Origin of the sequence: Pseudomonas sp. QD4, assembly GCF_049199125.1 — a bacterium.
Lineage (GTDB): Bacteria > Pseudomonadota > Gammaproteobacteria > Pseudomonadales > Pseudomonadaceae > Aquipseudomonas.
On record NZ_JBLZOM010000001.1, the window covers coordinates 1027257 to 1054225 of the forward strand.

Below are 26969 nucleotides of genomic sequence, written 5' to 3' on the forward strand. Positions count from 1 at the left end.
AGCATGGGACAGCGCCAATCGCATCTGCTGGACGAGCACATCATCAATGAGCTCTATATAAAGGCAGGCATCGACCAGGTTTATGACTACGTGACCCAGCCCGAGCGCTGGCACGAATGGCACCCCACGGCCCTCAGCGCCAGTACCGGTCACCCGGGTTCCCTGCCCCTGGGCCAGCGCTTTACCGGGGTCATCGACCTCCTCGGGCTGCAAGTGCACCTCAATTGCCGGGTGATCACCGCCCTCCCGCCCCGGGAATTCAAGGCGGTTTTCAGCTCCATCGCCGTCGACGGCACCCTGCATTACCAACTGCAGACTCGGGGCAACGCCACCCTGTTCAAGCGCACCCTGCACTACACCTCCGACCTCAACCTGGGTGGCATCCACTCGCGCCTGGTGGAGCAATCGAACCGGGCCCTGGATAACCTCAAGCACAAGCTGGAAATCCCGCCTCGCTGACAAATCTGTAATGTCGCCCTCAGTGAGCTGTCAGCAACCACGGTTCAATCTCCCCCCAAGCAACACCTGCGGCAGCGGCTACAGGGCGGGCTGTAGTTTGTATAACCTTGAAACACAAGTGCCCGGCGACGGGTCGAAAAAAGCTCAAAATGCACCGCCCCCCGGACCTCCTTTTGATCACGAGACCTTTCATGAAAAACACCCTGCGCCTGGCCGCCCTGTCGGCCCTGTTCGTCACTTCCCTGGCCCAGGCCGCCGCGCCCATCCCGATTGAAGTGCACCGCGACGCCAACTGCGGTTGCTGCAAGGAGTGGATCAAGCACCTGGAAGCCAACGGCTTCAAGGTCGAAGACCACGTTGAAAGCAACATGAGCGCGGTCAAGCAGCACCTCGGCGTGGCGCCACGCCTGGCCTCCTGCCACACCGCGGTGATTGACGGCAAATTCGTCGAAGGCCATGTCCCGGCCGAGCAGGTGCTGGCCCTGCGCAACCGCAGCGACCTGCGGGGCATCGCCGCCCCGGGCATGCCCATGGGTTCGCCCGGCATGGAGATGGACGGCATGCCCGCCGACGCCTACCAGGTCATCGGCCTGACCAAAGACGGCCAGGACGTCGTGGTCGCGGACTACCCGGCCCATTGATCCTCGGCTACCTCGGGCTGCTTCTCGCGGCGTTCGGCGCCGCCACCCTGCTGCCCCTGCAGTCGGAAGCGCTGCTGGTCGGCCTGCTGCTCAACCCCCACTACGCGCCGTGGCTGCTATTGCTCAGCGCGACCTTGGGCAATGTCCTCGGCTCGCTGCTCAACTGGTGGCTGGGGCGGCGCCTCGAACGCTTCAAGAACCGGCGCTGGTTCCCGGTCAGCCCCCGGCACCTGGAGCGCGCCCGGGTGCATTACCAACGCTACGGGCACTGGTCGCTGCTGCTGAGCTGGGTGCCCATCATCGGTGACCCGCTGACCCTGGTGGCCGGGGTCATGGGTGAGCCGCTCAAGCGTTTCCTGCTGATCGTGACCCTGGCCAAAGGCGCACGCTATGGCGTGCTGGCCCTGCTGACCCTGGGCATCACCGCCTGAATCCATGCCAATCGGGGGCGTGGAATTCGCAACGGATTTGCGCCAAGATCGTCTGCCACCCGCTACGCCCTCCCTGTCCAGACGTGCAGGAACCGGGTTGAGCGTGCAGATTCTCCCCGCCCCAGGAGCCGTCCCATGACGCTGAAGATTGCGGTAATCGATGACTGGCAACAGGTCGCCCGTGACGTGGTGGACTGGTCGCCAGTGCAAGGCATTGGCGAGGTCACCTTTGTCCATGACTACCCCGCCGACACCGCGACCTTGAGCCAGCGCCTGACGGATTTCGAGGTGATCTGCGTGATGCGCGAGCGCACCCGCTTCGACGCGGCCCTGCTGCGCAGCCTGCCGCGCCTCAAGCTGCTGCTGACCGGCGGCATGCGCAATGCCGCCATCGACCTCGCGGCGGCCAGCAGCCTGGGGATCCAGGTGTGCGGCACCGACAGCTACAAGCACGCCGCCCCCGAACTGACCTGGGCCCTGATCATGGCCCACACCCGCAACCTGCTGGCCGAAGCCACCTCCCTGCGCAACGGCGGCTGGCAGCAAGGCCTGGGCGGCGACCTGCATGGCAAGACCCTGGGTATTCTCGGCCTGGGCAGTATCGGCCAGCGGGTGGCGCAATTCGGCCAGGTGTTCGGCATGCGCGTGATCGCCTGGAGCCAGAACCTGACCCCGGAGCGCGCCGCCGAGGTCGGGGTGACCGCTGTCAGCAAGCAGCAACTGTTTGAACAGGCCGACGTGCTCTCGGTGCACCTGGTGCTCAGCGAGCGCAGCCGTGGCCTGGTGGACGCCCAGGCCCTGGGCTGGATGAAACCTGCAGCGCTGCTGGTGAACACCGCGCGCGGGCCGATCGTCGACGAAGCGGCGTTGATCGCTGCCCTGCAACAGGGCCGATTGGGTGGCGCGGCGCTGGATGTGTTCGATCCGGAGCCACTGCCCGCCGATCATCCCCTGCGGCAACTGCCCACGGTGCTGGCCACGCCCCATCTTGGCTACGTCAGCCGCAACAACTACCGCCAGTTTTATGGGCAGATGATCGAAGACTTGCTGGCCTGGCACGCCGGCCAAGCGTTGCGCCCACTCAACTAGAGCGCCCGGCGCCGCGTCAGAGCCACGCACCGCTTTCGTGCGCGGGGAATGACGCCCGCACCGCGACCTCGCTCCTGGCGGTGCTTTTTCGCGCCACTGGCCGTACCTGTCCGCCCTCCCGCAGTGCAGCCCCTACCTTTCGTCGGGTTATTTGCGCCCGCTGTCGCCGCCGGTCGAACTTATTCCCCGATCACGCCTGCCAGGCTCTAGGTTCTGTCCTAGACTGGTTTTCACAAAGTGACCGGACAGTCACCTTTACTGAAAAATAGTCGAAACTTTTGCTGTAGCCCTTGGGTCAGCTTAAAGGTGGGGCCATAGCGACTGGTGCAATCCTTGCAATGCCCCTTTCACCCTTTTTGCTTCGACGCAATGGGCTGCCTTGGCTCTTCATTGCGTAGCGCTTGTGCGCCCGGATCCAGGCCCAATTCAGGCAGCGAACCGGCGCCAGTGCAGGTGTGAGACCAGGACCAGATCAATAAAATGGGAGAGACACATGATCAGTGCCGTATTGGAAACCCAGGGAGAACAACCTCAGCCACAGGCCAGTGAAGCGGCCAACAAGTCCATGCTCGCTCCGGGTGGCAAAACGGTTTCGCCGATTCATCGGATCAATCCCAACCGCAAGAAAGTCCTGTTCGTGACCTCGGAAATCGCCGACCTGGTGAAAACCGGCGGCCTGGGCGACGTCTCGGCGGCACTGCCCCGGGCCATGTCCCATCTGCACGATGTACGGGTCCTGATTCCCGGCTACCCGCAGGTGCTGCACAGCGAAAACCCGATCCATATCATCGGTGAGCTGGGCGGCCACGCGGCCTTGCCGGCCTGCAAGATCGGGCGCATGGACATGCCCGACGGCCTGGTCATCTACGTTCTGATCTGCCCCGAGCTCTATGAGCGCGAAGGCACGCCTTATGGCGCCAACAACGGCCGCGACTGGCCGGACAACCACATCCGCTTCGCGCGCCTGGGGCTGGCCGCCGCCGATATCGCCGCCAACCTGGCGCAGATCCACTGGTGCCCCGACCTGGTGCATGCCCACGACTGGCCCGCCGGCCTGGCCCCGGCCTATATGCACTGGCGCGGCCAACGCACCCCGACCCTGTTCACCATCCATAACCTGGCGTATCAGGGCGTGGTCAGCCTGGCCTGCTGCCCGGAGCTGGGCATCCCCGAACATGCCCTGCAACAGGAAGGCATGGAGTTCTACGGCAAGCTGTCGTTCCTCAAGGCCGGCATGGCCTACTCCAGCCACATCACCACGGTCAGCGCCACCTACGCCCAGGAAATCACCACCCCGGCCTTCGGCTGCGGGCTTGACGGCTTTTTGGCCAGCAAGACCCAGCAGGGCCTGCTCAGCGGTATCCCCAACGGCATTGACGAAAGCTGGGATTCCACCAGCGATCCGCACCTGTTCCGCCCATTCGGCATTGGCGACTGGGACGGCAAGGCAGTCAACGCCGACCATGTACGGCAGATGTTCGGCCTCGACGATTCGTCGGGCCCGCTGTTCGCCGTGGTCTCGCGCCTGGTCTACCAGAAGGGCCTGGACCTCACCGAAGGCGTGGCCGAGTTTATCGTCAAGTCAGGTGGCCAGATCGCCATCATCGGCCGTGGCGAGCCGGAAGAAGAACAGGCCATGCGCGCCCTGGCCCAGCGTTTTCCAGGGCAGATCGGGGTGCATATCGGCTTTAACGAAACCGACGCCCGACGCATGTTTGCCGGCAGCGACTTTCTGCTGATGCCATCGCGCTACGAGCCTTGCGGCCTGAGCCAGATGTACGCCCAGCGCTTCGGCTCGTTGCCGGTGGCACGCAACACCGGGGGCCTGGCCGACACCATCGAAAACGGCGTGACCGGGTTCCTGTTCGACGAGTCCACCGTGCCCAGCTACGAAGAAGCCCTGCAACGGGCATTCAAGGTATTCGCCTACCCCGAACTGCTCAATGCCATGCGCTGCCGGGCCATGGCCGCACCCTTCAACTGGTGCAAGGCGGTCGAACCCTACGCCGAACTCTATGAACAACTGGTTGCCAAGGCGCTGGGTAAATCGATGCACAAATAAGAGGCCACATGGATGCCGTCAAGGACTCTGGAAACCTGGCCCCACGGCGCGATCATGCTGGATGCGGAACATACCCGCTTCGCCTTGTGGGCGCCTGATGCACATGAAGTAAAGGTTGAATTGCAAGATGGGCGTTCCCTGCCCATGCAGCCTCAGGCCGAGGGCTGGCATGTGCTGCAGGCCCGCTGCCCGGCCGGCAGTCACTATCGGTTCAAGATCGATGGCGAACTGGAGGTGCCTGACCCGGCCTCCCGCTTCCAGGCCGGCGACATCGGCTCGCCGAGCGTGGTGGTCGACCCCCTCGCCTACGAGTGGCAACACCCACTCTGGCAGGGCCGGCCCTGGCACCAGGCGGTGATTTACGAGCTGCACGTGGGGGTGCTCGGTGGGTATCGCGCGGTGGCAGAACGGCTGCCTGAGTTGGCGCGGCTGGGCATCACCGCCATCGAACTGATGCCGCTGGCGCAGTTCCCGGGGAGCCGCAACTGGGGCTACGACGGGGTCCTGCCCTATGCGCCGCAAGCCTCCTATGGTTCGCCAGAGGACCTCAAGTTCCTGATCGACAGCGCCCACGGCCTGGGCCTGGCGGTGATCCTCGACGTGGTCTACAACCACTTCGGCCCCGACGGCAACTACCTGCACCATTACGCCAAACGCTTCTTTCGCGAAGACCGACACACCCCCTGGGGCGCGGCCATCGACTTCCGCCGCCGCGAGGTTCGCGACTTCTTTATCGACAATGCCCTGATGTGGCTGCTCGAATACCGCTTTGACGGCCTGCGCCTGGACGCGGTGCACGCCATCGACAACCCGGACTTCCTCCAGGAGCTGGCGCGTCGCGTGCGCAGCCAGGTCGCCCCGGGACGGCAGGTGTGGCTCAACCTGGAAAACGAATTCAACCAGGCCAGCCTCCTCGAACAGGGTTTCGATGCGCAGTGGAACGACGACGGGCACAACGCCCTGCACGTGCTGCTGACCGGTGAAACCGACGCCTATTACGCCGACTTTGCCGAACAACCCACGGCCAAGCTGGCGCGCTGCCTGAGCCAGGGGTTTGTCTACCAGGGCCACCGCACCCGCCACGGCAACGCTCGCGGCGAGCCCAGCGGCCATCTGCCGCCCAGTGCCTTTGTGCTGTTTCTGCAAAACCACGATCAGGTCGGCAACCGCGCCTTTGGCGAACGCCTGAACCGCCTGGCGCCGCCCCAGGCCCTGGAGGCGGCCACGGTGTTGCTGCTGCTGTCGCCGATGATCCCGCTGTTGTTCATGGGCGACGAAAACGCGGCGACCGAGCCATTCCTGTTTTTCACCAGTCACCACGGTGAATTGGCCGACGCCGTGCGTGAAGGCCGACGCAATGAATTCGCCGACTTCAGCGTGTTCGCCGATCCGCAGCAACGGGAACGGATCCCCGACCCCAACGCGGCGTCCACCTTCCACGCTTCAAGGCCCGAGGCCAGCCCGGAACAGGGAGCGGCAACCCGCGCCCTGTACCAGCACCTGCTGGGCCTGCGCCACCAGTACATCATCCCGCGGCTGCCGGGGGCCCTGGCCCTGGGCGCGGAAGTCCTGGCCGAAGGCGCGGTCAGTGCCCGCTGGCGCTTGGGCGACGGCAGCCTGCTGCGCATCGACCTCAACCTCGGCGCCGACAGCGTGGCCCTGCCCCCGCTCGACGATGCCCGGCCACTGTTCCAATACCCGGCCCAGGATCCGGCCTGCATGCACCCCGGCCGCCTCGGCGGCTACAGCGCGCGGGTCAGCCTGACCGCCGTACCCCCTTCCGCACCCCTTGATGGAGAGCGTCCATGAGCGATGCGCACCTGGAAATACTGGCCAGCCGAGCTGGCCTGGCCGTCGACTGGATCGACGCCAACGGCCGTCCGCAGCGGGTCGAACCGCGCGTACTGCGCGCCGTCCTCAAAGGCCTCGGCCACCCCGCCGACACCGATGAGGAAATCGAACAAAGCCTGCTGCAACTGCAAGCGGTGCAACAGACCCGGCACCTGCCGCCGCTGTTGACCGCGGATGCCGGCCAGGGCCTGGACCTGGCGCACTATTTTGCGCCCCACAGCCCCTGTGAAATTCACCTCGAAGACGGTTCGATCCTCAACCTCAAACTCGACGCCGACGCCGTGTTGCCCGGACTGGTGCCGGTGGGTTACCAGGCCGTGAGCATCGATGACCAGCACTTCACCCTGGCCGTGGCGCCCGAGCACTGCCACAGCGTGGCCGATGCCGTGGACCAGCCGACGCCCCGGGCTTGGGGCCTGAGTGTCCAGCTGTACTCGTTGCGCCGCACCGGAGATGGCGGTTTCGGCGATACCCAGACCCTGGAAGAGCTGGCGCGGGTCGCCGGCGAGCGCGGCGCCGATGCCCTGGCCATCAGCCCGCTGCACGCCATGTTCAGCAGCGACAGCAGCCGTTACAGCCCCTATTCACCCTCCAGCCGCCTGTTTCTCAACAGCCTGTATTGTGCGCCGGAGAGCATTCTCGGCGAGCACGCCTGGCAGAGCGCGATCGACGCCTGCGGTCTTAGCGAGACCCTGCACCAGCTGGAACAACAACCCCTGATCGACTGGCCCCTGGCAGCGCAAACCAAACAGACCCTGCTGCGCGAGCTGTACCGGAGCTTTGGCAGCGGGCAGCACCCGTTGCACGAAGACTTTGCCAGTTTCCGCCACGCCAGCGGCGAAGCCCTGGAAAACCACTGCCGCTTCGAAGCCCTGCAAGCGGAGCGCAGCGCCCGTGGCGAAAGCCTCGATTGGCGCCACTGGCCCGAGGCCTGGCGCAACCCGCGCAGCCCTGAACTGGCACGCTTTGCCGAAGAAAACGCCGGGGAAATCGGCTTCTACGCCTTCTGCCAATGGCTCATCGACCGTGGCCTGGCCCGCGCCCAGAGTGCGGCCCGCAGCAGCGGCATGGGCATCGGCCTGATCGCCGACCTGGCGGTGGGTGCCGACGGTGGCGGCAGCCAGGCCTGGAGTCGCCAGGACGAGTTGCTGGCAGAACTGACCGTGGGCGCGCCCCCCGACATTCTCAACCGCCAGGGCCAGGGCTGGGGCATCTCGGCGTTCTCCCCCGAGGGCCTGGTGCGCAACGGCTACCACGCCTTTATCGAAATGCTCCGGGCCAACTTCGCCCATGCCGGCGGCTTGCGCATCGACCATGTGATGGGCCTGCAACGGCTGTGGGTGATCCCCCTGGGCTCGCCGCCAAGCGACGGTGCCTACCTGTATTACCCGGTGGACGACCTGCTGCGCCTGTTGACCCTGGAATCCCATCGGCACCAGGCAATCGTCCTCGGCGAAGACCTGGGCACGGTGGCCGACGGCCTGCGGGAAAAACTCGCGGCGCGCTCGATTCTCGGCATGCGGGTACTGTTGTTCGAGCAGGACCACGGCTGCCATTTCAAACCCATCCTCGACTGGCCCGACAACGCCCTGGCCACCACCAGCACCCATGACCTGCCCACCCTCAATGGCTGGTGGCATGGCCGCGACATCGACTGGAACCTGCGCCTGGGCCTGGTGGATGAAAACGGCGCCACCCACTGGCGCGAGCATCGCCAGCACGAGCGCAACGGCCTGCGTCAGGCCCTGGACCAGGACCCGCAGAGTTTTCGCGAGCACGCCCACGAAGCCGATGAAGTGGTGGATGCCAGCGTGCGTTTTCTGGGCCATACCCGCGCGCCCCTGGTGCTGTTGCCGCTGGAGGATGCCCTGGGTGTCGACGAGCAGCCCAACCTGCCCGGCACCACCGACAGCCACCCCAATTGGCGCCGGCGCCTGGCGCGTCCGGCCCGTGAGCTGTTGGACGACCCGGATGCCGCGCGGCGCCTGGAACTGCTGGCCTGCGCCCGGCAACAGGCTGTCGAGCGTGACCAATGAGCCCAGCGTTCGAACCCCTGCTGCGGGCCAGCCTGCGCCTGCAGTTTCATAAAGGCTTCACCCTGGACGACGCAGTGCCGCTGGTGCCCTATTTCGCCGAACTGGGCATCAGCCACGTCTATGCCTCGCCGCTGCTGTGCGCCCGGGCCGGCTCGATGCACGGCTATGACGTGGTCGATCCGACCCGGGTCAACCCCGAACTGGGCGGCGAAGCGGCCCTCAAGCGCCTGGTGGCCAGCCTGCGGCAACACGGCATGGGCCTGATTCTGGACATCGTGTCCAACCACATGGCCGTCGGCGGCGCCGATAACCCCTGGTGGCTGGACCTGTTGCAATGGGGGCGCCTGAGTCCCTACGGCGAGTTCTTCGATATTCAGTGGCACTCCCCCGACCCCTTGATGGAGGGGCAACTGCTGCTGCCGTTCCTGGGCAATGACTACGGCACGGTCCTGCAGGAAGGCAGCCTGGTGCTGCAACTGGACGCCGAGCAGGGTGAGTTCCACGCCCAGCACTACGATCATCGCTTCCCGATCTGCCCCAGCGACTACGGCGAACTGCTCAAACCCGACGCCCAGTTGAGCACCCAGCAGGCCGAGACGCTCAAGGCCCTGGCCGATCAATTCAGCACCCTGCGCTACCGGCCCGACGCCCATGCCCAGGCGCGCCCCTTGCAACAGGCGCTGCGCGAACTGCTGGCGGACCCGGCCATCCATCAGGCCGTCGAGCGCACCCTGGCCCTGTACGACGCCCGTCAGACCGAAGGCTTTGCCCGCCTGCACGCGCTGCTGGAACAGCAAAGCTACCGCCTGGCCAGCTGGCGCACGGCGGCCGACGACATCAACTGGCGGCGCTTCTTCGACGTCAACGAATTGGGGGGCTTGCGGGTCGAGCGCCCCGCCGTGTTCGAAGCCACCCACGCCAAGATCTTCGAGCTGATCAGCCAGGGCCTGGTGGACGGCCTGCGCATCGACCATATCGATGGCCTGGCCGACCCGCGCGGCTACTGCCGCAAGCTGCGGCGCCGGGTCGATGCCCTGAGCCCGGGCCGGCACTTGCCGATCTACGTGGAGAAGATCCTTGGCGAAGGCGAAACCCTGCACCGCGACTGGAAGGTCGACGGCAGCACCGGTTACGAGTTCATGAACCAGGTCTCGCTGCTGCAACACGACCCTCGGGGCCAGGCGCCACTGGCCGAGCTCTGGAGCCGGCACAGCGAGCGCCCGGCGGCTTTTATCGACGAGGCACGGCTGGCGCGCCAGCAGATCCTCAACGGCTCACTGGCCGGTGACTTTGAAAGCGTGGCCCAGGCCCTGCTGCAAGTGGCGCGGCAGGATGTGATGAGCCGCGACCTGACCCTGGGTGCAATTCGCCGGGCGTTGCAGGAGCTGATCGTGCACTTCCCGGTGTACCGCACCTATATCAGTGCCTGCGGGCGCTCGACGCAGGACCAGGTTTTTTTCCAGCAGGCCCTGGACGGTGCCAGAAGCTCCCTGGGCGAAGCCGACTGGCCAGTACTTGACTACCTGGAACGCTGGCTCGGTGGCCAGGGCTGGCGCCAGCTGCCGCCCGGGCGCTCGCGCAAACTGCTCAAGCATGCCTGCGTGCGCTTCCAGCAATTGACCTCGCCGGCAGCAGCCAAGGCCGTGGAAGACACCGCGTTCTATCGCTCGGCGGTGCTGCTGTCGCGCAATGACGTGGGGTTCAGCACCGAACAGTTCAGCGCCCCCCCGGCCGACTTCCATCGCCAATGCGCAGAGCGCCTGCGGGACTTCCCCGACAACCTCCTGGCCACTGCCACCCACGACCACAAACGCGGTGAAGACAGCCGCGCCCGCCTGGCGGTGCTCAGCGAGCGCGCGCCGTGGTACGTCGAACAGGTCGAGCAGTGGCGCAGCCTGGCCCAGGCCCTGCGCCGCGACCCGGTGGCGCCCTCGGCCGGCGACGAGTTGATTCTGTACCAGGCCCTGCTCGGCAGTTGGCCGCTGGAGTTGCGCGCAGACGATCAGGCCGGGCTCGAACGCTACGCCGAGCGCCTGTGGCAATGGCAGGAAAAAGCCCTGCGCGAAGCCAAGCTGCAAAGCAGCTGGGCCGCCGCCAACGACGGTTACGAACAGGCCATGGGCGAGTTTCTGCGGGCGCTGCTGCTGGCGCCCGAAGGCCTGGCGCTGCGCACGGCGATCTGCCACGCGGCCCATGCCATCGCCCCGGCCGGTGCCCTCAACAGCCTGGCTCAATCCTTGCTGCGCATGAGCGTACCGGGAGTGCCCGATCTGTATCAGGGTGATGAGTTCTGGGACTTCAGCCTGGTGGATCCGGATAACCGCCGGCCCGTGGATTTCAGTGCCCGGCAACAGGCGCTGCAGGCCGCCGCCGACCCGGAACATCTGCTGCAGGAATGGCGCAACGGGCAGATCAAACAGGCATTGATCGCCCAGGTCCTGCAACGTCGTGCGCAGTACCCGGAGCTGTTTCGCCGGGGTCGTTACCAGCCGCTGCAGGTCAGCGGCGAGCATGCCGACCAGGTGCTGGCCTTTGCCCGGGAACTGCACGGGCAATGGGCGGTGATCCTGGTGCCAAGGCTGGCCGCCACGCTGCTGGATAGCAGCGCAACACCCAGAATCCACGCGCTGGATTGGGGCGATACGAAGGTGCATCTACCGTTCGCCGCTCCACAACAAAACCTGAAGGGACTTTTTTCAACGGGTGCAGTCACACACCACAAGGACCTGCTAATCAGTTCCGCACTGCGGGATTTCCCGGTCAACCTCTTCATCCAAACTTGAGTCAGTTTCAGGAGCATTGCGATGAGCACAGACGATAAACGCATTCGCGAGTTTGCCTATCAAATCTGGGAATCCGAAGGCCAGCCCGAGGGCCAGGAAGCCCGTCACTGGGAGATGGCACGCAAGCTGGCCGAAGCCGAGGCCCTGGCCCCGAGCAAGCCACCCAAGGCCAGCAAAGCCAAGCCGGCGGCCAAGCCCGCACAAAAGCCCGCCGCCAAACCCAAGGCCAAGCCGGCAGCTGCCAGCACGCTGGTGGTCCCGCCCGGAGAAAAATCCGAGGCGCCGAAGAAGCCCCGCGCAACCCGCAAACCACCGGCCAGCTGACGTCCGGTTCCCGCGCCCGGATCCGAGTCCGGGCCCGGCCTTTTTTTTAATGTCTTGAACGCGTGGCGTGCCTGAGCGCCACAGGGGAATCGCTTGCCCGGAAAAAACCCTCAGCCCGTTTTGTAACCCCTTTGCAGGAGCACCTATGAGCACGCCAAAAAAATCCGCCGCGCCCCAGCCAGAACCCGAAGCCTCGCGCATTCGCGAAGGTTTGCCCTTTCCGCTGGGCGCGACCTGGGATGGCCTGGGTGTCAACTTCGCGCTGTTTTCCGCGAACGCCACCAAGGTTGAACTGTGCTTGTTCGATGCCACCGGTGAAGTCGAACTCGAACGCATCGAGCTGCCGGAATACACCGACGAGATCTACCACGGCTACCTGCCCGACGCCCATCCGGGGCTGATCTACGGCTACCGGGTCTACGGCCCCTACGACCCGGCCAACGGCCACCGCTTCAACCACAACAAGCTGCTGATCGACCCCTACGCCAAGCAACTGGTGGGCGAGTTGAAGTGGTCCGAAGCGCTGTTCGGCTACACCATCGGCCACCCTGACGCCGACCTCAGCTTCGATGAACGGGACAGCGCGCCCTTCGTGCCCAAGAGCAAGGTCATCGACCCGGCTCACACCTGGGGCAACGACCAGCGGGTCAGCGTGCCCTGGGACAAGACCATCATCTACGAGACCCACGTGCGCGGCTTCACCATGCGCCACCCTGCCGTCCCCGAGAATGTGCGTGGCACCTTCGCCGGGTTGATGGTGGATGACGTCCTGGAGCACATCCGCAAGCTCGGGGTGTCGTCGGTGGAGTTGCTGCCGATCCACGCCTTCGTCAATGACCAGCACCTGCTGCACAAGGGCATGACCAACTACTGGGGCTACAACAGCATCGCCTTCTTCGCTCCCGACCCGCGCTACCTGGCCAGCGGCAAGATCGCCGAGTTCAAGGAGATGGTCGCGCACCTGCACGAGGCCAATCTGGAAGTGATCCTGGACGTGGTCTACAACCACACCGCCGAGGGCAACGAACAAGGCCCGACCCTGTCCATGCGCGGCATCGACAACGCCTCCTACTATCGCCTGATGCCCGACGACAAGCGCTTCTACATCAACGATTCCGGGACCGGCAACACCCTGGACCTGAGCCACCCCTGCGTATTGCAGATGGTCACCGACTCGCTGCGCTACTGGGCCACGGAAATGCACGTCGATGGCTTCCGCTTCGACCTGGCAACCATCCTCGGCCGCTACCACGATGGCTTCGACGAACGCCACAGCTTCCTCGTCGCCTGCCGCCAGGACCCGGTGCTGCGCCAGGTGAAAATGATCGCCGAGCCCTGGGACTGCGGGCCTGGCGGCTATCAGGTCGGCGGCTTCCCACCGGGCTGGGTCGAATGGAATGACAAGTTCCGCGACACCGTGCGCGCCTTCTGGAAAGGCGACGACGGTCAACTGGCAGACTTTGCCGGGCGCATGACCGCCTCCGGCGAAATGTTCAACCAGCGCGGGCGCCGGCCGTACGCCTCGGTCAACTTCATCACCGCTCACGACGGTTTCACCCTGCATGACCTGGTGTCCTATAACGACAAGCACAACGAGGCCAACGACGAAAACAACCAGGACGGCAGCAACAACAACCTGTCCTGGAACCACGGCGTCGAAGGCCCCAGTGACGACCCGGAAATCAATGCCCTGCGCCTGCGCCAGATGCGCAACTTCTTCGCCACCCTGCTGCTGGCCCAGGGCACGCCGATGCTGGTGGCCGGCGACGAGTTCGCCCGCACCCAGCACGGCAACAACAATGCCTACTGCCAAGACAGCGAGATCGGCTGGATCAACTGGGAGCTGGATGATGACGGCAAGTCGCTGCTCAAGTTCGTCAAGCGCCTGATCAAGCTGCGCATGGCCTACCCGATCCTGCGCCGCGGGCGATTCCTGGTGGGCGAATACAACGAAGACATCGGGGTCAAGGACGTGACCTGGCTGGCGCCGGATGGCAATGAAATGAGTACCGAGCAATGGCAGGACGCCAATGGCCGCTGTCTGGGCATGCTGCTCGACGGTCGTGCCCAGGAAACCGGGATCCTGCGTCCGGGGGCCGATGCCACGGTGCTGCTGGTGGTCAATTCGCACCACGACATCGTCAACTTCAGGCTGCCGGAAGTGCCCCAGGGCGAGTTCTGGACGTGCATGATCGACACCAACCAGCCGGCGGTACGCGGCCAGGAACGCTTCCAGTTCGGCCACGAGTATTCGGTGACCGGCCGCTCGCTGCTGTTTTTCGAACTGCAACGCGAGGATGACGACTGATATGGACCTGGAGCGTTACCTGCAAGGCTTGCCTATAGGCGCCCCCAGCGCCGAGGACCATGGCCGCCAGTTGCGGCGGATGGTCGAACTCGGTCTGGACCGCCTGCCCCTGCCCGGCCAGGGCGCCACCCTGCGACGCTGGCGCCAGTTGGCGGCGGTCGGTGGCCACGACCTGGGGCTGTGCAAATTGTACGAAGGCCATACCGATGCCCTGGCCATCTTCGCCGAACTCGGCGCCAGCCCGCCGCCGGGCGCCACCCTCGGCACCTGGGCCGCCGAGCCGCCCCAGGCGCGGGTCGAGGTGCGGCGCCATGGCGACGGCTGGCGGCTCCAGGGCAGCAAGGCCTGGTGCTCCGGGGCGGCGGTCCTCAGTCATGGCCTGCTGACCGCCTGGGATGCGGACGGCCAGCAGCAGTTGATGTGTGTCGAGCTCCAACAACCCGGGGTCACCCTGGACGCCGAGGGCTGGCACGCAGTGGGCATGGCCAGCAGCGCCAGCCTGGTGGTCAACCTGGACCAGGCCGAGGCGCAACAGGTCGGCGGCCCCGGCGACTACCTGCGGCGCCCCGGCTTCTGGCAGGGCGGCATCGGTATCGCCGCCTGCTGGCATGGCGCGGCGCGCGCCATCGCCCAACGCCTGCTTGAGCTCTGCGCCACGCGCCAGGAACCCCATGCCCTGGCCCATCTCGGCGCCGTCGACAGCGCCTTGCAGGCCAGCGCCAGCGTCCTGCGGGAAAGCGCCCAGGCCATTGACCACGGGCCAAAAGCCGATGCCGCGCTGCTGGCACGTCGCGCCCGGGCAGTGACCGAGGCCAGCGTCGAGTGCGTGCTGCAGCACGTCGGCCGGGCCCTGGGCGCCGGCCCCTACTGCCAGGACGGGCGCTTCGCCCAATTGCTGGCCGACCTGCCGGTGTACCTGCGCCAAAGTCATGCCGAGCGTGACCTGGCCGCCTTGGGCGAACAGGTCGCCAACCAGCCAGAAGGAGCATGGCAACTATGAAACCCAACCCTATCGTCGGCCACGGCACGCCGTTGCAGCAGTGGCAGAACTCCACGCACCTGGCGCAACTGGCATCGATCAGCTGCGACGAACTGGTGCCCCCGGGGCACCGTGCAGTGATCATCGCGCCGCACCCGGATGATGAAATCCTCGGTTGCGGCGGCCTGCTGCAACTCTTGGCCAACAGTGGTCGACCGCTGCTGCTGATTTCGGTCACCGACGGCAGCGCCAGCCACCCCGGTTCGGCGCGCTGGCCGGTGGAGCGGCTGAGCGCGGTACGCCCTCAGGAATCGGCCGAGGCCCTGCGCCGCTTGGACTTGCCCCTGCACCGCCTGCAATGGCTGCGAGGCGGTTTCAGCGACAGCCAGGTGGCCGCCGATGAGCCGCGCCTGACGGCGTTTATCCAGCGCTACCTGCGGCCCACCGACGTGCTGTTCAGCACCTGGCGCGAAGACGGCCACTGCGACCATGAAGCGGTGGGCCGTGCCAGTGCGGCAGCGGCGCGGGCGGTGGGCGCGGCGTTCCATGAACTGCCGGTGTGGACCTGGCACTGGGCCGGTCCCGAAGACCAGCAGATACCCTGGCAGCGTGCGCGCAAACTGCAGCTCGAGCCCTCGCTGGTGGCCCGCAAGCGCCACGCGATCCATGCCTTTGCCAGCCAGTTGGAAGGCGACCCGCAGATCGGCCTGCCGCCAGTCCTGGCGCCCCATATCATCGAGCGCCTGCTGCAATCCTTTGAAGTGGTGTTCGTATGAGCGTCGGCAACCGCTACTTCGATGAGCTGTTCGCCCAGAGCGCCGATCCCTGGTCGTTTCGCGAACGCTGGTACGAACAGCGCAAGCGGGCCCTGACCCTGGCCTGTCTGCCGCGCCGACGCTACCGCAGTGTCTTCGAGCCGGGCTGCGCCAATGGCGAACTCAGCGCCGAGCTGGCGACCCGCTGCGAGCGTCTGCTGTGCTGCGACACCGCGGCGGCGGCGGTGAGCCTGGCCGAACAGCGCCTGCAGCCCTTTGCCCATGCCCAGGTGTTCCAGGGGCGGCTGCCCAGGGACTGGCCGGACCAGCGCTTCGACCTGATCGTGCTCAGCGAAATCGGCTACTACCTGGACGCCGCCGACCTCTCGCACTTGATCCGTCAGGCCCTGCGCTCCCTGACCCCGGACGGCCAGTTGCTGGCCTGCCACTGGCGCCCGCCCATCGCCGGCTGCCCACTGGATGCCGGCCAGGTTCACGACCAGTTGCACCGCCAGCTGCAACTGCCGCGCCTGCTGGAGCATCAGGAGGCCGATTTCATGCTCGACCTCTGGAGCCGCGAGGCGGATTCGGTGGCCATCCTGGAGGGGCTGCGATGATCGGCATCCTGATTCCGGCCCACAACGAAGAGCAGTACCTGGAGCACTGCCTGCAAGCCGCACTGCATGCCGGCAGCCACCCGAGCCTGGGCGGCGAAACGGTGCAGATCCTGGTGGTCCTCGACAGTTGCAGCGACAACTCGGCGCAGATCGTCGGCGAGCACCCGGTGCAGAGCCTGGCGCTCAGTGCCCGAAACGTCGGCCAGGCCCGGGCGGCGGGTGCCCATCGCCTGCTGGAACAGGGTGCGCGCTGGATCTCCTGCACCGACGCCGACAGCCGGGTCGCCCCCGACTGGCTGGTGGCGCAACTGGCCCTGGGTACCGACGCGGTGTGCGGCACCGTGACTGTCGACGTCTGGAGCCAGGGCTTCGACTCCCAGGCGCAGATCCGTTATCACCAGGCCTATCAGGCCCGTGACGATCATCGGCATATCCACGGCGCCAACCTGGGCATCAGTGCCGAGGCCTACCGCCGCGCCGGGGGCTTCGAACCCCTGGCCTGCGATGAAGACGTGCAACTGGTGCGCCAGCTGGAGCGCTGCGGTGCCAGCATCGCCTGGAGCCATCGACCGCAGGTCATCACCAGCGCCCGCCTCGACAGCCGCGCCCGTGGCGGCTTCGGCGATTACCTGAAAAGCCTGGTGGCACCGGCCTGACCCAGGCCGGTGGCGGTCGCCCGTCAGGCCGGCCTGCACACCGCGGATTTACCGACTATGGTGAAAACCGCATGCCGTGCCGGAGAAAAAACCGCCACGGCGCTGCGTAGGCGCGAGCGGGCTGTGTATGATTGCCCCCGCGCAAATACGGCAATCCAAGGTCTGGAGCGCCGGTACTTCACGCCAAACTGTCGTCGACACATTGGCGTGCGTGCGAACCCAAGGCTGCCGGCCAGCGCCAGATGTGCTGCCGCAGACTGCCAGGAACAGGGATGTGACACCGATGAAATCCATACCCGTTATAGAAAACCACTGGCCGAACCAGATCTGGAACGGTACGCGGCAACTGGTCGACGTGCCGCCGATTCACCTCGCCAGCCTGGTGCCCGCCGGCGCCCGGGCCGTGGTCGTCGCCCCGCACCCGGGGGATGAAGTCATCGCCAGCGGCGGCCTGCTGCAAGTGCTGGCGCACCACGGGCACCCTTTGCAGTTGATTTCCGTCACCGATGGCAGCGCCAGCCACCCGGGCTCGGAACTGTGGTCGGAGCGCCGCCTGAGCGTGTTCCGTCCCCAGGAAAGCGCCGAGGCCCTGAGGCGCCTGGGCCTGCCCCTGCACAGCCTGAAGTGGATCCGCGGCGGCTTTACCGATAACGCCCTCGCCGCCCGCGAGCATCAGCTCAGCCAGTTCATCAGCCGCTACCTGCGCCACGACGACGTGGTGTTCAGCACCTGGTGCGAAGACGGCCCGCCCGATCACGAAGCCGTCGGCCGTGCCACCGCCAAGGCCGCAGCCCAGGTCGGGGCACGTCACTTTGAATTGCCGGTCGGGGTCTGGCACCGGGCCCTGCGCGATGAGTACCAGATCCCCTGGCCGCGCGCGCGCAAGCTGCGCCTGGACACCTGGACCGTGGCCCGCAAGCGGCATGCCGCCCACGCCTATGCCAGCCAGTTGCAGGGCGACCCGAAGATCGGCCTGGCTCCGGCACTGTCGGCGGTGCTGCTGGAGCGCCTGCGCCAGCCCTACGAGATCATTCTGATGTAGCCACGGGGCCAGGCAACCCATGAAAAACCTGAACTGACGGGCGCGCTATCAGTCGCATAAGTAACTGGCACTGATCAAAAGGAGTGAGCGTGAGCAGTCATCCCCCCGGGCGCCCCATTGAGTCCGCCCCCCAGGACCGGGCCCCTGCGATCCACCGGTTGCGGATCCTGACGGTCAACACCCACAAAGGCTTCACCGCCTTCAACCGCCGCTTCATCCTGCCGGAACTGCGCGAGGCGGTACGCAGCACCGGTGCCGACCTGGTGTTTCTGCAAGAAGTGCTGGGCGAACATGACCGGCACGCGTCGCGCCATGAAAACTGGCCGCAGCAATCGCAGTACGAGTTTCTTGCCGACAGCATGTGGAGCGACTTCGCCTACGGGCGCAATGCGGTCTACCCCGATGGCCATCACGGCAATGCGTTACTGTCCAAGTACCCGATCCGGCAGTTTCGCAACCTCGATGTGTCGATCACCGGCCCCGAGCGCCGTGGCCTGCTGCACTGTGTGCTGGAGGTGCCGGGGCACGCCGAGGTGCATGCCATCTGTGTGCACCTGAGCCTGCTGGAGAGCCACAGGCAACTGCAACTGGCCCTGCTCTGCCAATTGCTCGAATCCCTGCCGGAAGATGCACCGGTGATCATCGCCGGCGACTTCAACGACTGGCAGTTGCACGGCAACGCCACCCTGGCCAAACGCGCCGACCTGCACGAAGCCTTCGAACGCCACAACGGCCGCCCGGCCAAGACCTACCCGGCGCGCTTTCCCCTGCTGCGCCTGGACCGGGTCTACCTGCGCAACGCCAGCAGCCATGAACCGAAAATCCTCGGCAACCGACCCTGGACTCACCTCTCGGACCACCTGCCCCTGTCCGTCGAAATCCACCTCTGAACGCCATGACGGCCAGCGGGTAGCCGCTGCAACCCTGTAGCCGCTGCCTAGCTCCGCGAGGCTGCGCTGGCCCTGATGGACGCCGAGGCAGGTCTGGACTATCTCCGTATCCATGACGGCCGGCGCAGCCTGCGGCAGCGGCTACCGCTGCGCGAGGCTGCGACGACGGTCAGGCTTCGGGGCGCAGGATGAGGACGGCCAACGGCGGCAGGTTGAGCACCAGGGACAGCGCCTGGCCATGGCTGGCGACGTCTTCGGTGAAGGCGCCGCCGGAGTTGCCGTAGTTGGAGCCGGCGTAGGTCTCGGCATCGCTGTTGAGCACTTCGCTCCAACGCCCGGCGAACGGCACGCCGATGCGGTAGGCCTGACGCGGCACCGGGGTAAAGTTGGCCACCACCAGCAACGGCTTGCCGTCCTTGCTCCAGCGCAACCAGGCATACACGCTGTTGATCGCGTCATCACCAATCAGCCACTGGAAGCCCTGGGGTGCATCGTCCTGGTCGTGCAGCGCCGGCTCCTGGCAGTACAGGCGGTTGAGGTCGCCCACCAGCTTCTGCACCCCACGGTGCTCCGGATATTGCAGCAGGTACCAGTCCAGTTGCTGATCGTGGTTCCACTCGCGCCACTGGCCGAACTCGCAGCCCATGAACAGCAGCTTCTTGCCCGGATGGGCCCACATGAAACTCAGGTAAGCCCGCAGGTTGGCGAATTTCTGCCAGCGGTCGCCCGGCATCTTGTCGATCAGCGAATGCTTGCCGTGCACCACTTCATCGTGGGAGATCGGCAGGATAAACCGCTCGGACCAGGCATACACCAGGCCAAAACTCAGCTCGTTGTGGTGGTGGGCGCGGTACACCGGGTCCTGCTGGATGTAATGCAGGGAGTCGTGCATCCAGCCCATGTTCCACTTGTAGGCAAACCCCAGGCCGCCCTGCTGGGTACTCTGGCTGACCCCGGGCCAGGCGGTGGACTCTTCGGCAATCACCAAAGCGCCCGGCGCTTCCAGGGCCACCACGTCATTGAGGTGGCGCAGGAAGTCGATCGCCTCCAGGTTTTCCCGGCCGCCGTGACGGTTCGGCACCCACTCGCCGGCCTTGCGCGAATAGTCGCGGTAGAGCATCGAGGCCACGGCATCGACCCGCAGGCCGTCGATGTGGAAATGCTTGAGCCAGTGCAACGCCGAAGCCAGCATGAAGCCGTGGACTTCGGTGCGCCCCAGGTTGTAGATCAGGGTGTCCCAATCCTGGTGAAAGCCTTCCAGGGGGTTGCCGTATTCGTACAGCGCGGTGCCGTCGAATTGCGCCAGGCCATGGGCATCGGTCGGGAAATGCGCCGGCACCCAGTCGAGGATGACCCCGATATTGGCCTGGTGGCAGGCGTTGACGAAGGCCGCGAAATCATCCGGCGAACCGTAGCGTGCGCTGGGGGCGAACTGCGACAGCGGCTGATAACCCCAGGAGCCGCCAAAGGGGTGCTCCATGATCGGCATCAGCTCGATATGGGTAAAGCCCAGGTCCTGGACATAGGGGATCACCCGCTCAGCCAGTTCATGCCAGTTGTATTGGCGGGCGACTTCCCCCAGGTCGTTGACCTCGCATTGCCAGGAGCCGATGTGCAGCTCATAGATCGACAAGGGCGCGTCAGGCCGCTGGCGCTCGCCACGGGCCTGCATCCACTCGCCGTCCTGCCAATCGATGCTCAGCGGCGCGGCGACCCGGGACGCGGTGTCCGGCGGCAGCTGGGTGGCCAGGGCCATGGGGTCGGCCTTGAGCGGCAGGATCGCGTCGGCGCCGAGGATCTCGTACTTGTAGGCCTCGCCCGGCTGCAGGCGCGGGATAAACAACTCCCAGACCCCGGACGGATGGCGCAGGCGCATGGGATGCCGGCGCCCGTCCCAGATATTGAAATCACCCACCACCGACACCCGCCGCGCATTCGGCGCCCAGACCGAGAAGCGCACGCCATCGATGCCGTCCACGGTTTTCAACTGCGCGCCCAGGCACGAACTGAGGTCGCGGTGGTTGCCTTCGGCGAACAGGTACAGGTCCATTTCCCCCAATAGCGGACCGAAGCTGTAGGGGTCTTCGCTGACCTGCTCGCCACCGGCCCACTGGATACGCAGCAGGTAATCCCGGGCCTGGGCGAAGTGCCCGAGAAACAGCCCCGGCACCGGGCCGGTCTCCAGGCTGCCGAGGACTTCGCCGCCGTCCCGGGCCAGCACCTGCACACTCAGGGCATCCGGCAGGAACGCGCGGATAAACTGCCCACCGGCCCCGTCATCGTGGGGGCCGAGAATGGAAAATGGATCATGGTGTTCGGCGCGCACCAGCGCTTCGATGTCTTTCGCACTGGGGAGCAACACCGCTTCGGTCCGACCCTGTTCCTTGTTCGAGAAACTCATGACTGCTCTCCACTACTCGCTGTATCGGAAAAGGGTTGCACTGCACTCAACAGCCCGACCAGGCCGCGTAACGGCACGGCCAACCAGCCGGGACGATTCTCGGCCTCATAGGCCACTTCATAGGCGGCTTTCTCCAGCCCGAACAACAACAGCGAGGCCTCTTCACCGGCGCTGTCCTGCCAGGCATGAGCAAGATTAGCCGTTGCCAGCCGATAGGCCTCGACAAACGCTTCGCGCGCCTGGGCCAGGTAGCGTTCGGTCACCCGTTGCCGGCTGGCCAGGGCTTGCTCCGAGCTATCCACCCCTTGCACATTCAGCGCCATCGCCGCCGCGTAGTCGAGCGAACGCAGGACGCCGCTCACATCCTTGTACGGGCTGTGCTTGCCGCGGCGTTCTTCCAGCGGCCGCGCCGGCTCGCCTTCGAAGTCGATCAGGTAGGCATCGCCCTTGATCACCAGCACCTGTCCCAGGTGCAGGTCGCCATGAACCCGGATGCGCAAACCGCCGATGGCCTGCTTGGCCAGGGTTTGCACATAGGCCAGGATCGCCTTCTTACCTTGCAGCAATTGACTGACCCGCTGCCGATCGGCAGGTTCCAGGTTATTTTCATGCTGCTTGAGCAATTGCAGGGCCCGCTCGAGCTGGGCGCTGATCTGCTTGCCCCAGGCCTGGGCGTCCTTGGCCGTGCTCTTGAGCGGGGCAAAGTCCGGGTTGTCGCTGGGCGCCGCGAGCACCTGGTGCATTTCGCCCAGGCGCTGGCCGAGCATGCCGGCAAAGTCCTGCAGTTCACCGAGGGCGTTGTAGTGCTGTTGCTGCTCGGAAATCACCTCGGCCATCTCATCGCGGATCGCCCGCTCCAGGTTGTTCTGCGTCCACTCCCAGGCATCGCCCTGATTGCTCAGGTAGCCCTGGGCAATCATCAGCAGATTGTCCTGGCCCTGCTCGTCCCGGCGGATCACCGAACCCAGCAAGGGTGAAATATGGGCGAAGCCGGCGGCCGTCAGGTAGGCGCCCATTTCCAGTTCCGGGTGCACCCCCGCGGCGACCTTGCGGATCAGCTTGAGCACCAGGCTGCCTCCGACCGCGACCGAGCTGTTGGACTGCTCCGCCGACAGGTAGCGCACCTCGGACTCGGCATTCAGGCCCAGGCCCGCCAGCAGCTCGGTGGCCTCGAAGCGAATCTCGCCCTGGGTCGAAATCAGCACCGTATTGGCTTGCAGTGCCAGCAGCACGTTGCGCACAAAACTGTCGAGGGCGAAGGCATCGGTGATCAGGCCGACCTGGCGCCCCCGGCGCACACGGGCCAGGGCCAGTTGCTGGGGCAAGGCCGCGCCGAACTGGTCTTCGCCCAGCAGGCCGAAAGGCAGCAGATAACGCCCGACCTGGCCGCCACTGGTGACCTCCAGCTCGCTGAACAGCACCGGATGCTGCGGATCGCCAAAGCGCACGCCATAGGCGATACGCACTCCTTCGATCGCACTGTCCTTGCCGGCGAACCAGCGCCGCTTGGGCAGCCAGGTCGGCAGCGCCGTGTGCTCCAGGGTGGTGCGTGCCGGTTCTTCGAGCAATTCTTCGAGGCGTTTTTTCAGGACCAGGGTGTTGAAGTCAGGCAGGCTTTGCGCCGGCTCCACGTGCCAGCTCGGCATCTGGTTTTCCGCCGCCAGCACGAACCAGTAGAAACCGTACGGCGGCAGGGTCAGCAGGAAATTCAGCTGGCCGATGGGTGGGAAGGCGTTACCCCCCAGCATCTCCACCGGAACCATGCCGGCGAACGCCGAGAGGTCCAGCTCCGCGGCCTGGGCACTGCGCGAGACGTTGGCCACGCAGAGGATGATTTCGTGCTTGCCATCGACCCCGGTGTATTCACGGGTGTAGGCCAGAATCCGCCGGTTGCTCGGCGACAGCATCTTCAAGCTGCCCCGGCCAAAGGCCTTGGACTGCTTGCGCACCGCCAGCATGCGCCGGGTCCAGTTGAGCAGCGAGTGTGGATCGCCGGCCTGGGTCTCGACGTTGACCGACTGATAGCCATACAGCGGATCCTGGATCGCCGGCAGCACCAGGCTGGCCGGGTCGGCGCGGGAGAAGCCGCCGTTGCGGTCGATGGACCATTGCATGGGCGTGCGCACGCCATCGCGGTCGCCGAGGTAAATGTTGTCGCCCATGCCGATCTCATCGCCGTAATACAGGGTCGGTGTGCCCGGCATCGACAGCAGGAGGCTGTTGAGCAGTTCGATGCGCCGACGATCGCGCTCCATCAGCGGCGCCAGGCGCCGGCGGATACCCAGGTTGATCCGCGCACGCCGGTCGGCGGCGTAGTAGTTCCACAGGTAGTCGCGTTCCTTGTCGGTGACCATCTCCAGGGTCAGCTCATCGTGGTTGCGCAGGAAGATCGCCCACTGGCAGTTGGCGGGAATCTCCGGGGTCTGGCGCAGGATGTCGGTGATCGGGAAGCGATCTTCCTGGGCCAGGGCCATGTACATGCGCGGCATCAGCGGGAAGTGAAAAGCCATGTGGCACTCATCGCCGTTGTCACCCTTCACATCGCCGAAATACAGCTGGGTGTCTTCGGGCCATTGGTTGGCTTCGGCGAGGAGCATGCGGTCCGGGTAATTGGCGTCGATCTCGGCGCGGATCTGCTTGAGGACCACGTGGGTCTCCGGCAGGTTTTCGTTATTGGTGCCGTCGCGCTCGATCAGATAGGGGATGGCGTCCAGGCGCAGGCCGTCGATGCCCATGTCCAGCCAATAGCGCATCACCGACAGCACCGCCTTCATCACCTGCGGGTTGTCGAAGTTGAGGTCCGGCTGGTGGGAATAGAAGCGGTGCCAGAAGTACTGGCCGGCGACCGGGTCCCAGGTCCAGTTGGATTTTTCGGTGTCGAGGAAGATGATCCGCGTGCCGTCGTACTTCTGATCGTCATCGGACCAGACGTAGAAGTCCCGGGCCTTGGAGCCCTTCTTGGCCTTGCGTGCACGCTGGAACCAGGGGTGCTGGTCCGAAGTGTGGTTGATCACCAGCTCGGTAATCACCCGCAGCCCGCGCTTGTGGGCCTCAGCGATAAAACGCTTGGCGTCGGCCATGGTCCCGTAGTCGGCGCTGACCCCACGGTATTCGGCGATGTCATAGCCGTCGTCGCGGCGCGGCGACGGGTAGAACGGCAGCAGCCAGATGGTGTTGACCCCCAGCTCCTTGATGTAGTCGAGCTTGGCGATCAGGCCCGGGAAGTCACCGACGCCATCGTTGTTGGAGTCGAAATAGGACTTCACGTGCACTTGGTAAATCACCGCGTCCTTGTACCAGAGCGGGTCATTGATAAAGGTGGCTGGTCTGGGCTTCTTCGCCATTGGAAACTCCTGAAAATGTGATGGGTCCGGATACTGCGCGAAGGTCGGCAACCTCCCCCTGGCACTGCTCTCGGTGCTCGCGCGGGTTGCGCCAGCACCGGGCAGGCGGGATCAAGGGCTGCTGATGCGCCAGATGCCGAACGGCTGGTGCGGTTCGATGCGCATCCACTGGGTCTTGCCGTACCAGGTCCAGCGGTGGCCGTTCATCAGGTCCTCACCCTGGGTCTGGGCGTCGTCGGGCAGGCCCAACTCCCAGAGTGGCAATTCGAAATGAGCTTCCTGGGCGTTGAACGGATCGAGGCTGACCGCCACCAGGATGAAGTTGCTGCCATCGGCGCTGCGCTTGCCGAAGTACAGGATGTTGTCGTTCCAGGCGTTGTAGATCGTCAGCCCGAGGTGGCTGTGCAACGCCGGGTTCTGGCGGCGGATGCGGTTGAGTTGGGCGATCTCGGCAATGATGTTGCCCGGCGCGGTGAAGTCCCGGGGGCGGATCTCGTATTTCTCCGAATCCAGGTACTCCTCCTTGCCCGGCACCGGCGAGGCTTCGCACAGCTCGAACCCCGAGTACATGCCCCACAGCCCCGAACCCATGGTTGCCAGCACGGCACGGATGAGGAACCCCGGGCGCCCTGACTCATGGAGGAAGGCCGGGTTGATGTCCGGGGTGTTGACGAAGAAATTGGGCCGAAAGCACTCGCGCCACGGCGCCTGGTTGAGCTCGGTGAAATAGGTCGCCAGCTCGCTCTTGGTGTTGCGCCAGGTGAAATAGGTGTAGCTCTGGGAGTAACCGACCTTGCCCAGGCGCGCCATCATCGCCGGGGTGGTGAAGGCTTCCGCGAGGAACATCACTTCCGGGTACTGCGCCCGCACATCGGCGATCAACCACTGCCAGAACGGCAGCGGCTTGGTGTGCGGGTTGTCGACACGGAAGATCTTCACCCCCTCCTCGACCCACCCGACCACGATGTCCCGCAGCTCCAGCCACAGGCTGGGGATCGCTTCGGCGGCATAGAAGTCGACGTTGACGATGTCCTGGTATTTCTTCGGCGGGTTTTCGGCGTATTTGATGGTGCCGTCCGGGCGCCAGTTGAACCACCCCGGGTGCTGCTTGAGCCAAGGGTGATCCTGGGAACACTGGATGGCGAAATCCAGGGCGATTTCCAGGCCGTGCTCGGCGGCCGCGGCCACCAGGCGCCGGAAGTCTTCGCGCGTGCCGAGCTGGGAGTGGATGGCGTCATGCCCGCCCTCCTCGCTGCCAATGGCATAGGGGCTGCCCGGATCATCCGGGCCGGCGTTCAGGGAATTGTTGCGCCCCTTGCGAAAACTGCGGCCGATGGGGTGGATCGGCGGGAAGTACAGCACGTCAAAACCCATGTCGTGGATCATCGACAAGCGCGAGTGCACATCATTAAAGGTGCCATGGCGGTGGGGATCGTCGGTGATCGAGCGCGGAAACAGCTCGTACCAACTGGCGAACTGGGCCAGGGAGCGTTCGACGTCCAGCGGGTACTCGGGGCTCAGGCTGAGGTAGGGCCGATGGTCGGCCTCGGCCATCAGCGCCGCACTGTCCGCGGCCAGGAACAACTGCACCTGTTCGGTTTCCAGCAATCCGGACAACCGGTGATGCAACGCGATCAACTGCTCGCGCAACTCGCCCTCGCTGCGTTCGAACGCCAGTTGCACCTGGTTGCGGCCTTCCTGCAACTCAAGGCTGACGGGAATCCCGGCGAGGAATTTTTTCTCCAGCTCGTAGGTGAAGCTGGCGAACTGATCGACCCAGGCTTCAATGCAAAATCGATACAGGCCCTGGGTCGGCACGCTGAACTGGCCGCCCCAGCCGTTGTTGCCCAGGTCGTCCAAGGCCCGGCTGTTCCAGACCTCATCGCCCTCGGCACGCCAACGCACGCGCACCGCCAGCTTGTCGTGACCGTCAGCGAACACTTTGCTGCGCACGTTGATGGTCTCGCCCTCGACCGCCTTGACCGCAAACTGCCCGCCATCGATCACCGGCTCGGTGTTTTCGATGGCGATACGTGGCAGCAGCAAGGCCTGTGACAGCGGTAAATGCGGGTTGTAGTGCAGCTCAGTCGGTTTATCAGCAGTCATCGAGCATCACCCCTTAACGCCCCGTGGACGCTCTTGTACCTGATGTATTCACACGTGGCCCAGACGGGCGCACTTAAGTTCAGAGACTTAAGTTCCGAACCGAGCAGCGCGCTAAAAGTTCAGCCGAATGTGGCGTCGCCGGATGAACTCGGCCGGACGGACGCCGCCAACGGCAGGGAATCAATTCGCCTCACG

The 26969-nt window shown here is 65.4% G+C and carries 19 protein-coding genes; 16 read left to right on the forward strand and 3 right to left on the reverse strand.

Annotated features, from left to right (window positions below; translation table 11 throughout):
- The first annotated feature begins 3 nt into the window (after window positions 1-3).
- The 16 genes from ACOZJV_RS04595 (at window position 4) to ACOZJV_RS04670 (ending at window position 18923) form a co-directional block, all read left to right on the forward strand.
- Window positions 4-459 carry an SRPBCC family protein gene (locus ACOZJV_RS04595; protein WP_078472139.1) on the forward strand — a complete coding sequence of 152 codons (456 nt, stop codon included), beginning with the start codon at window positions 4-6 and terminating at the stop codon, window positions 457-459.
- Window positions 460-650: 191 nt separating this feature from the next.
- Window positions 651-1100 (forward strand): DUF411 domain-containing protein, encoded by a 450-nt coding sequence (locus ACOZJV_RS04600; RefSeq protein WP_421546949.1) that lies wholly within the window; start codon window positions 651-653, stop codon window positions 1098-1100.
- Window positions 1097-1531, forward strand: a complete 435-nt coding sequence (locus ACOZJV_RS04605; protein WP_421546950.1) for a YqaA family protein — start codon at window positions 1097-1099, stop codon at window positions 1529-1531. Before ACOZJV_RS04600 ends, ACOZJV_RS04605 begins: the two co-directional genes overlap by 4 nt.
- Window positions 1532-1666: 135 nt before the next feature.
- Window positions 1667-2620 (forward strand): D-2-hydroxyacid dehydrogenase family protein, encoded by a 954-nt coding sequence (locus ACOZJV_RS04610; protein WP_421546951.1) that lies wholly within the window; start codon window positions 1667-1669, stop codon window positions 2618-2620.
- A gap of 493 nt (window positions 2621-3113) precedes the next feature.
- Complete coding sequence (glgA, locus tag ACOZJV_RS04615; protein WP_078472135.1) at window positions 3114-4682, forward strand: glycogen synthase GlgA; 1569 nt, start codon at window positions 3114-3116, stop codon at window positions 4680-4682.
- Between the two features lie 12 nt (window positions 4683-4694).
- Complete coding sequence (treZ, locus tag ACOZJV_RS04620) at window positions 4695-6491, forward strand: malto-oligosyltrehalose trehalohydrolase (protein WP_421546952.1); 1797 nt, start codon at window positions 4695-4697, stop codon at window positions 6489-6491.
- A complete protein-coding gene (gene malQ, locus ACOZJV_RS04625; RefSeq protein ID WP_421546953.1) occupies window positions 6488-8569 on the forward strand; it encodes a 4-alpha-glucanotransferase in 2082 nt (693 codons plus the stop codon). Before treZ ends, malQ begins: the two co-directional genes overlap by 4 nt.
- Window positions 8566-11352: a malto-oligosyltrehalose synthase gene (locus tag ACOZJV_RS04630; protein ID WP_421546954.1), complete on the forward strand. Its 2787-nt coding sequence runs from the start codon at window positions 8566-8568 to the stop codon at window positions 11350-11352. Before malQ ends, ACOZJV_RS04630 begins: the two co-directional genes overlap by 4 nt.
- A 21-nt stretch (window positions 11353-11373) precedes the next feature.
- Complete coding sequence (locus tag ACOZJV_RS04635; protein ID WP_421546955.1) at window positions 11374-11676, forward strand: DUF2934 domain-containing protein; 303 nt, start codon at window positions 11374-11376, stop codon at window positions 11674-11676.
- A gap of 145 nt (window positions 11677-11821) precedes the next feature.
- Window positions 11822-13984: a glycogen debranching protein GlgX gene (glgX, locus tag ACOZJV_RS04640; protein ID WP_078472130.1), complete on the forward strand. Its 2163-nt coding sequence runs from the start codon at window positions 11822-11824 to the stop codon at window positions 13982-13984.
- A 1-nt stretch (window position 13985) separates the two neighbouring features.
- Window positions 13986-14984 (forward strand): acyl-CoA dehydrogenase, encoded by a 999-nt coding sequence (locus tag ACOZJV_RS04645; protein ID WP_421547581.1) that lies wholly within the window; start codon window positions 13986-13988, stop codon window positions 14982-14984.
- On the forward strand, window positions 14981-15739 hold the full coding sequence (locus ACOZJV_RS04650; protein ID WP_421546956.1) for a PIG-L deacetylase family protein: 759 nt from the start codon (window positions 14981-14983) through the stop codon (window positions 15737-15739). Before ACOZJV_RS04645 ends, ACOZJV_RS04650 begins: the two co-directional genes overlap by 4 nt.
- Window positions 15736-16335, forward strand: coding sequence for an SAM-dependent methyltransferase (locus ACOZJV_RS04655; RefSeq protein WP_421546957.1), 600 nt, complete (start codon window positions 15736-15738; stop codon window positions 16333-16335). The genes ACOZJV_RS04650 and ACOZJV_RS04655 overlap by 4 nt, the downstream gene beginning before the upstream one ends.
- The gene (locus ACOZJV_RS04660; protein WP_078472126.1) at window positions 16332-16991 is read left to right on the forward strand and encodes a glycosyltransferase; all 660 of its coding nucleotides are present in this window, start codon (window positions 16332-16334) and stop codon (window positions 16989-16991) included. The genes ACOZJV_RS04655 and ACOZJV_RS04660 overlap by 4 nt, the downstream gene beginning before the upstream one ends.
- A 283-nt stretch (window positions 16992-17274) precedes the next feature.
- Entirely contained in the window at window positions 17275-18033 is a 759-nt protein-coding gene (locus ACOZJV_RS04665) for a PIG-L deacetylase family protein (protein ID WP_201130798.1), read from the forward strand.
- A gap of 89 nt (window positions 18034-18122) precedes the next feature.
- Entirely contained in the window at window positions 18123-18923 is an 801-nt protein-coding gene (locus ACOZJV_RS04670) for an endonuclease/exonuclease/phosphatase family protein (protein WP_421546958.1), read from the forward strand.
- Window positions 18924-19092: 169 nt separating this feature from the next.
- On the opposite strand, the gene glgB is transcribed toward ACOZJV_RS04670, so the two are convergent.
- From glgB to ACOZJV_RS04685, 3 genes are all read right to left on the reverse strand, one after another.
- Window positions 19093-21324: a 1,4-alpha-glucan branching protein GlgB gene (gene glgB / locus ACOZJV_RS04675; RefSeq protein WP_421546959.1), complete on the reverse strand. Its 2232-nt coding sequence runs from the start codon at window positions 21322-21324 to the stop codon at window positions 19093-19095.
- The gene (treS, locus tag ACOZJV_RS04680; RefSeq protein ID WP_421546960.1) at window positions 21321-24668 is read right to left on the reverse strand and encodes a maltose alpha-D-glucosyltransferase; all 3348 of its coding nucleotides are present in this window, start codon (window positions 24666-24668) and stop codon (window positions 21321-21323) included. The genes glgB and treS overlap by 4 nt, the downstream gene beginning before the upstream one ends.
- Before the next feature lie 111 nt (window positions 24669-24779).
- A complete protein-coding gene (locus ACOZJV_RS04685) occupies window positions 24780-26774 on the reverse strand; it encodes an alpha-1,4-glucan--maltose-1-phosphate maltosyltransferase (RefSeq protein WP_421546961.1) in 1995 nt (664 codons plus the stop codon).
- Window positions 26775-26969 lie beyond the last annotated feature (195 nt).

Bases quoted from the DNA above. Each gene is read 5' to 3' on its own strand.
- ACOZJV_RS04595 (WP_078472139.1), top strand. From the start codon at position 4: ATGGGACAGCGCCAATCGCATCTGCTGGACGAGCACATCATCAATGAG.
- ACOZJV_RS04600 (WP_421546949.1), top strand. From the start codon at position 651: ATGAAAAACACCCTGCGCCTGGCCGCCCTGTCGGCCCTGTTCGTCACT.
- ACOZJV_RS04610 (WP_421546951.1), top strand. From the start codon at position 1,667: ATGACGCTGAAGATTGCGGTAATCGATGACTGGCAACAGGTCGCCCGT.
- glgA (WP_078472135.1), top strand. From the start codon at position 3,114: ATGATCAGTGCCGTATTGGAAACCCAGGGAGAACAACCTCAGCCACAG.
- treZ (WP_421546952.1), top strand. From the start codon at position 4,695: ATGCCGTCAAGGACTCTGGAAACCTGGCCCCACGGCGCGATCATGCTG.
- malQ (WP_421546953.1), top strand. From the start codon at position 6,488: ATGAGCGATGCGCACCTGGAAATACTGGCCAGCCGAGCTGGCCTGGCC.
- ACOZJV_RS04630 (WP_421546954.1), top strand. From the start codon at position 8,566: ATGAGCCCAGCGTTCGAACCCCTGCTGCGGGCCAGCCTGCGCCTGCAG.
- ACOZJV_RS04635 (WP_421546955.1), top strand. From the start codon at position 11,374: ATGAGCACAGACGATAAACGCATTCGCGAGTTTGCCTATCAAATCTGG.
- glgX (WP_078472130.1), top strand. From the start codon at position 11,822: ATGAGCACGCCAAAAAAATCCGCCGCGCCCCAGCCAGAACCCGAAGCC.
- ACOZJV_RS04645 (WP_421547581.1), top strand. From the start codon at position 13,986: ATGGACCTGGAGCGTTACCTGCAAGGCTTGCCTATAGGCGCCCCCAGC.
- ACOZJV_RS04650 (WP_421546956.1), top strand. From the start codon at position 14,981: ATGAAACCCAACCCTATCGTCGGCCACGGCACGCCGTTGCAGCAGTGG.
- ACOZJV_RS04655 (WP_421546957.1), top strand. From the start codon at position 15,736: ATGAGCGTCGGCAACCGCTACTTCGATGAGCTGTTCGCCCAGAGCGCC.
- ACOZJV_RS04660 (WP_078472126.1), top strand. From the start codon at position 16,332: ATGATCGGCATCCTGATTCCGGCCCACAACGAAGAGCAGTACCTGGAG.
- ACOZJV_RS04665 (WP_201130798.1), top strand. From the start codon at position 17,275: ATGAAATCCATACCCGTTATAGAAAACCACTGGCCGAACCAGATCTGG.
- glgB (WP_421546959.1), bottom strand. From the start codon at position 21,324: ATGAGTTTCTCGAACAAGGAACAGGGTCGGACCGAAGCGGTGTTGCTC.
- treS (WP_421546960.1), bottom strand. From the start codon at position 24,668: ATGGCGAAGAAGCCCAGACCAGCCACCTTTATCAATGACCCGCTCTGG.
- ACOZJV_RS04685 (WP_421546961.1), bottom strand. From the start codon at position 26,774: ATGACTGCTGATAAACCGACTGAGCTGCACTACAACCCGCATTTACCG.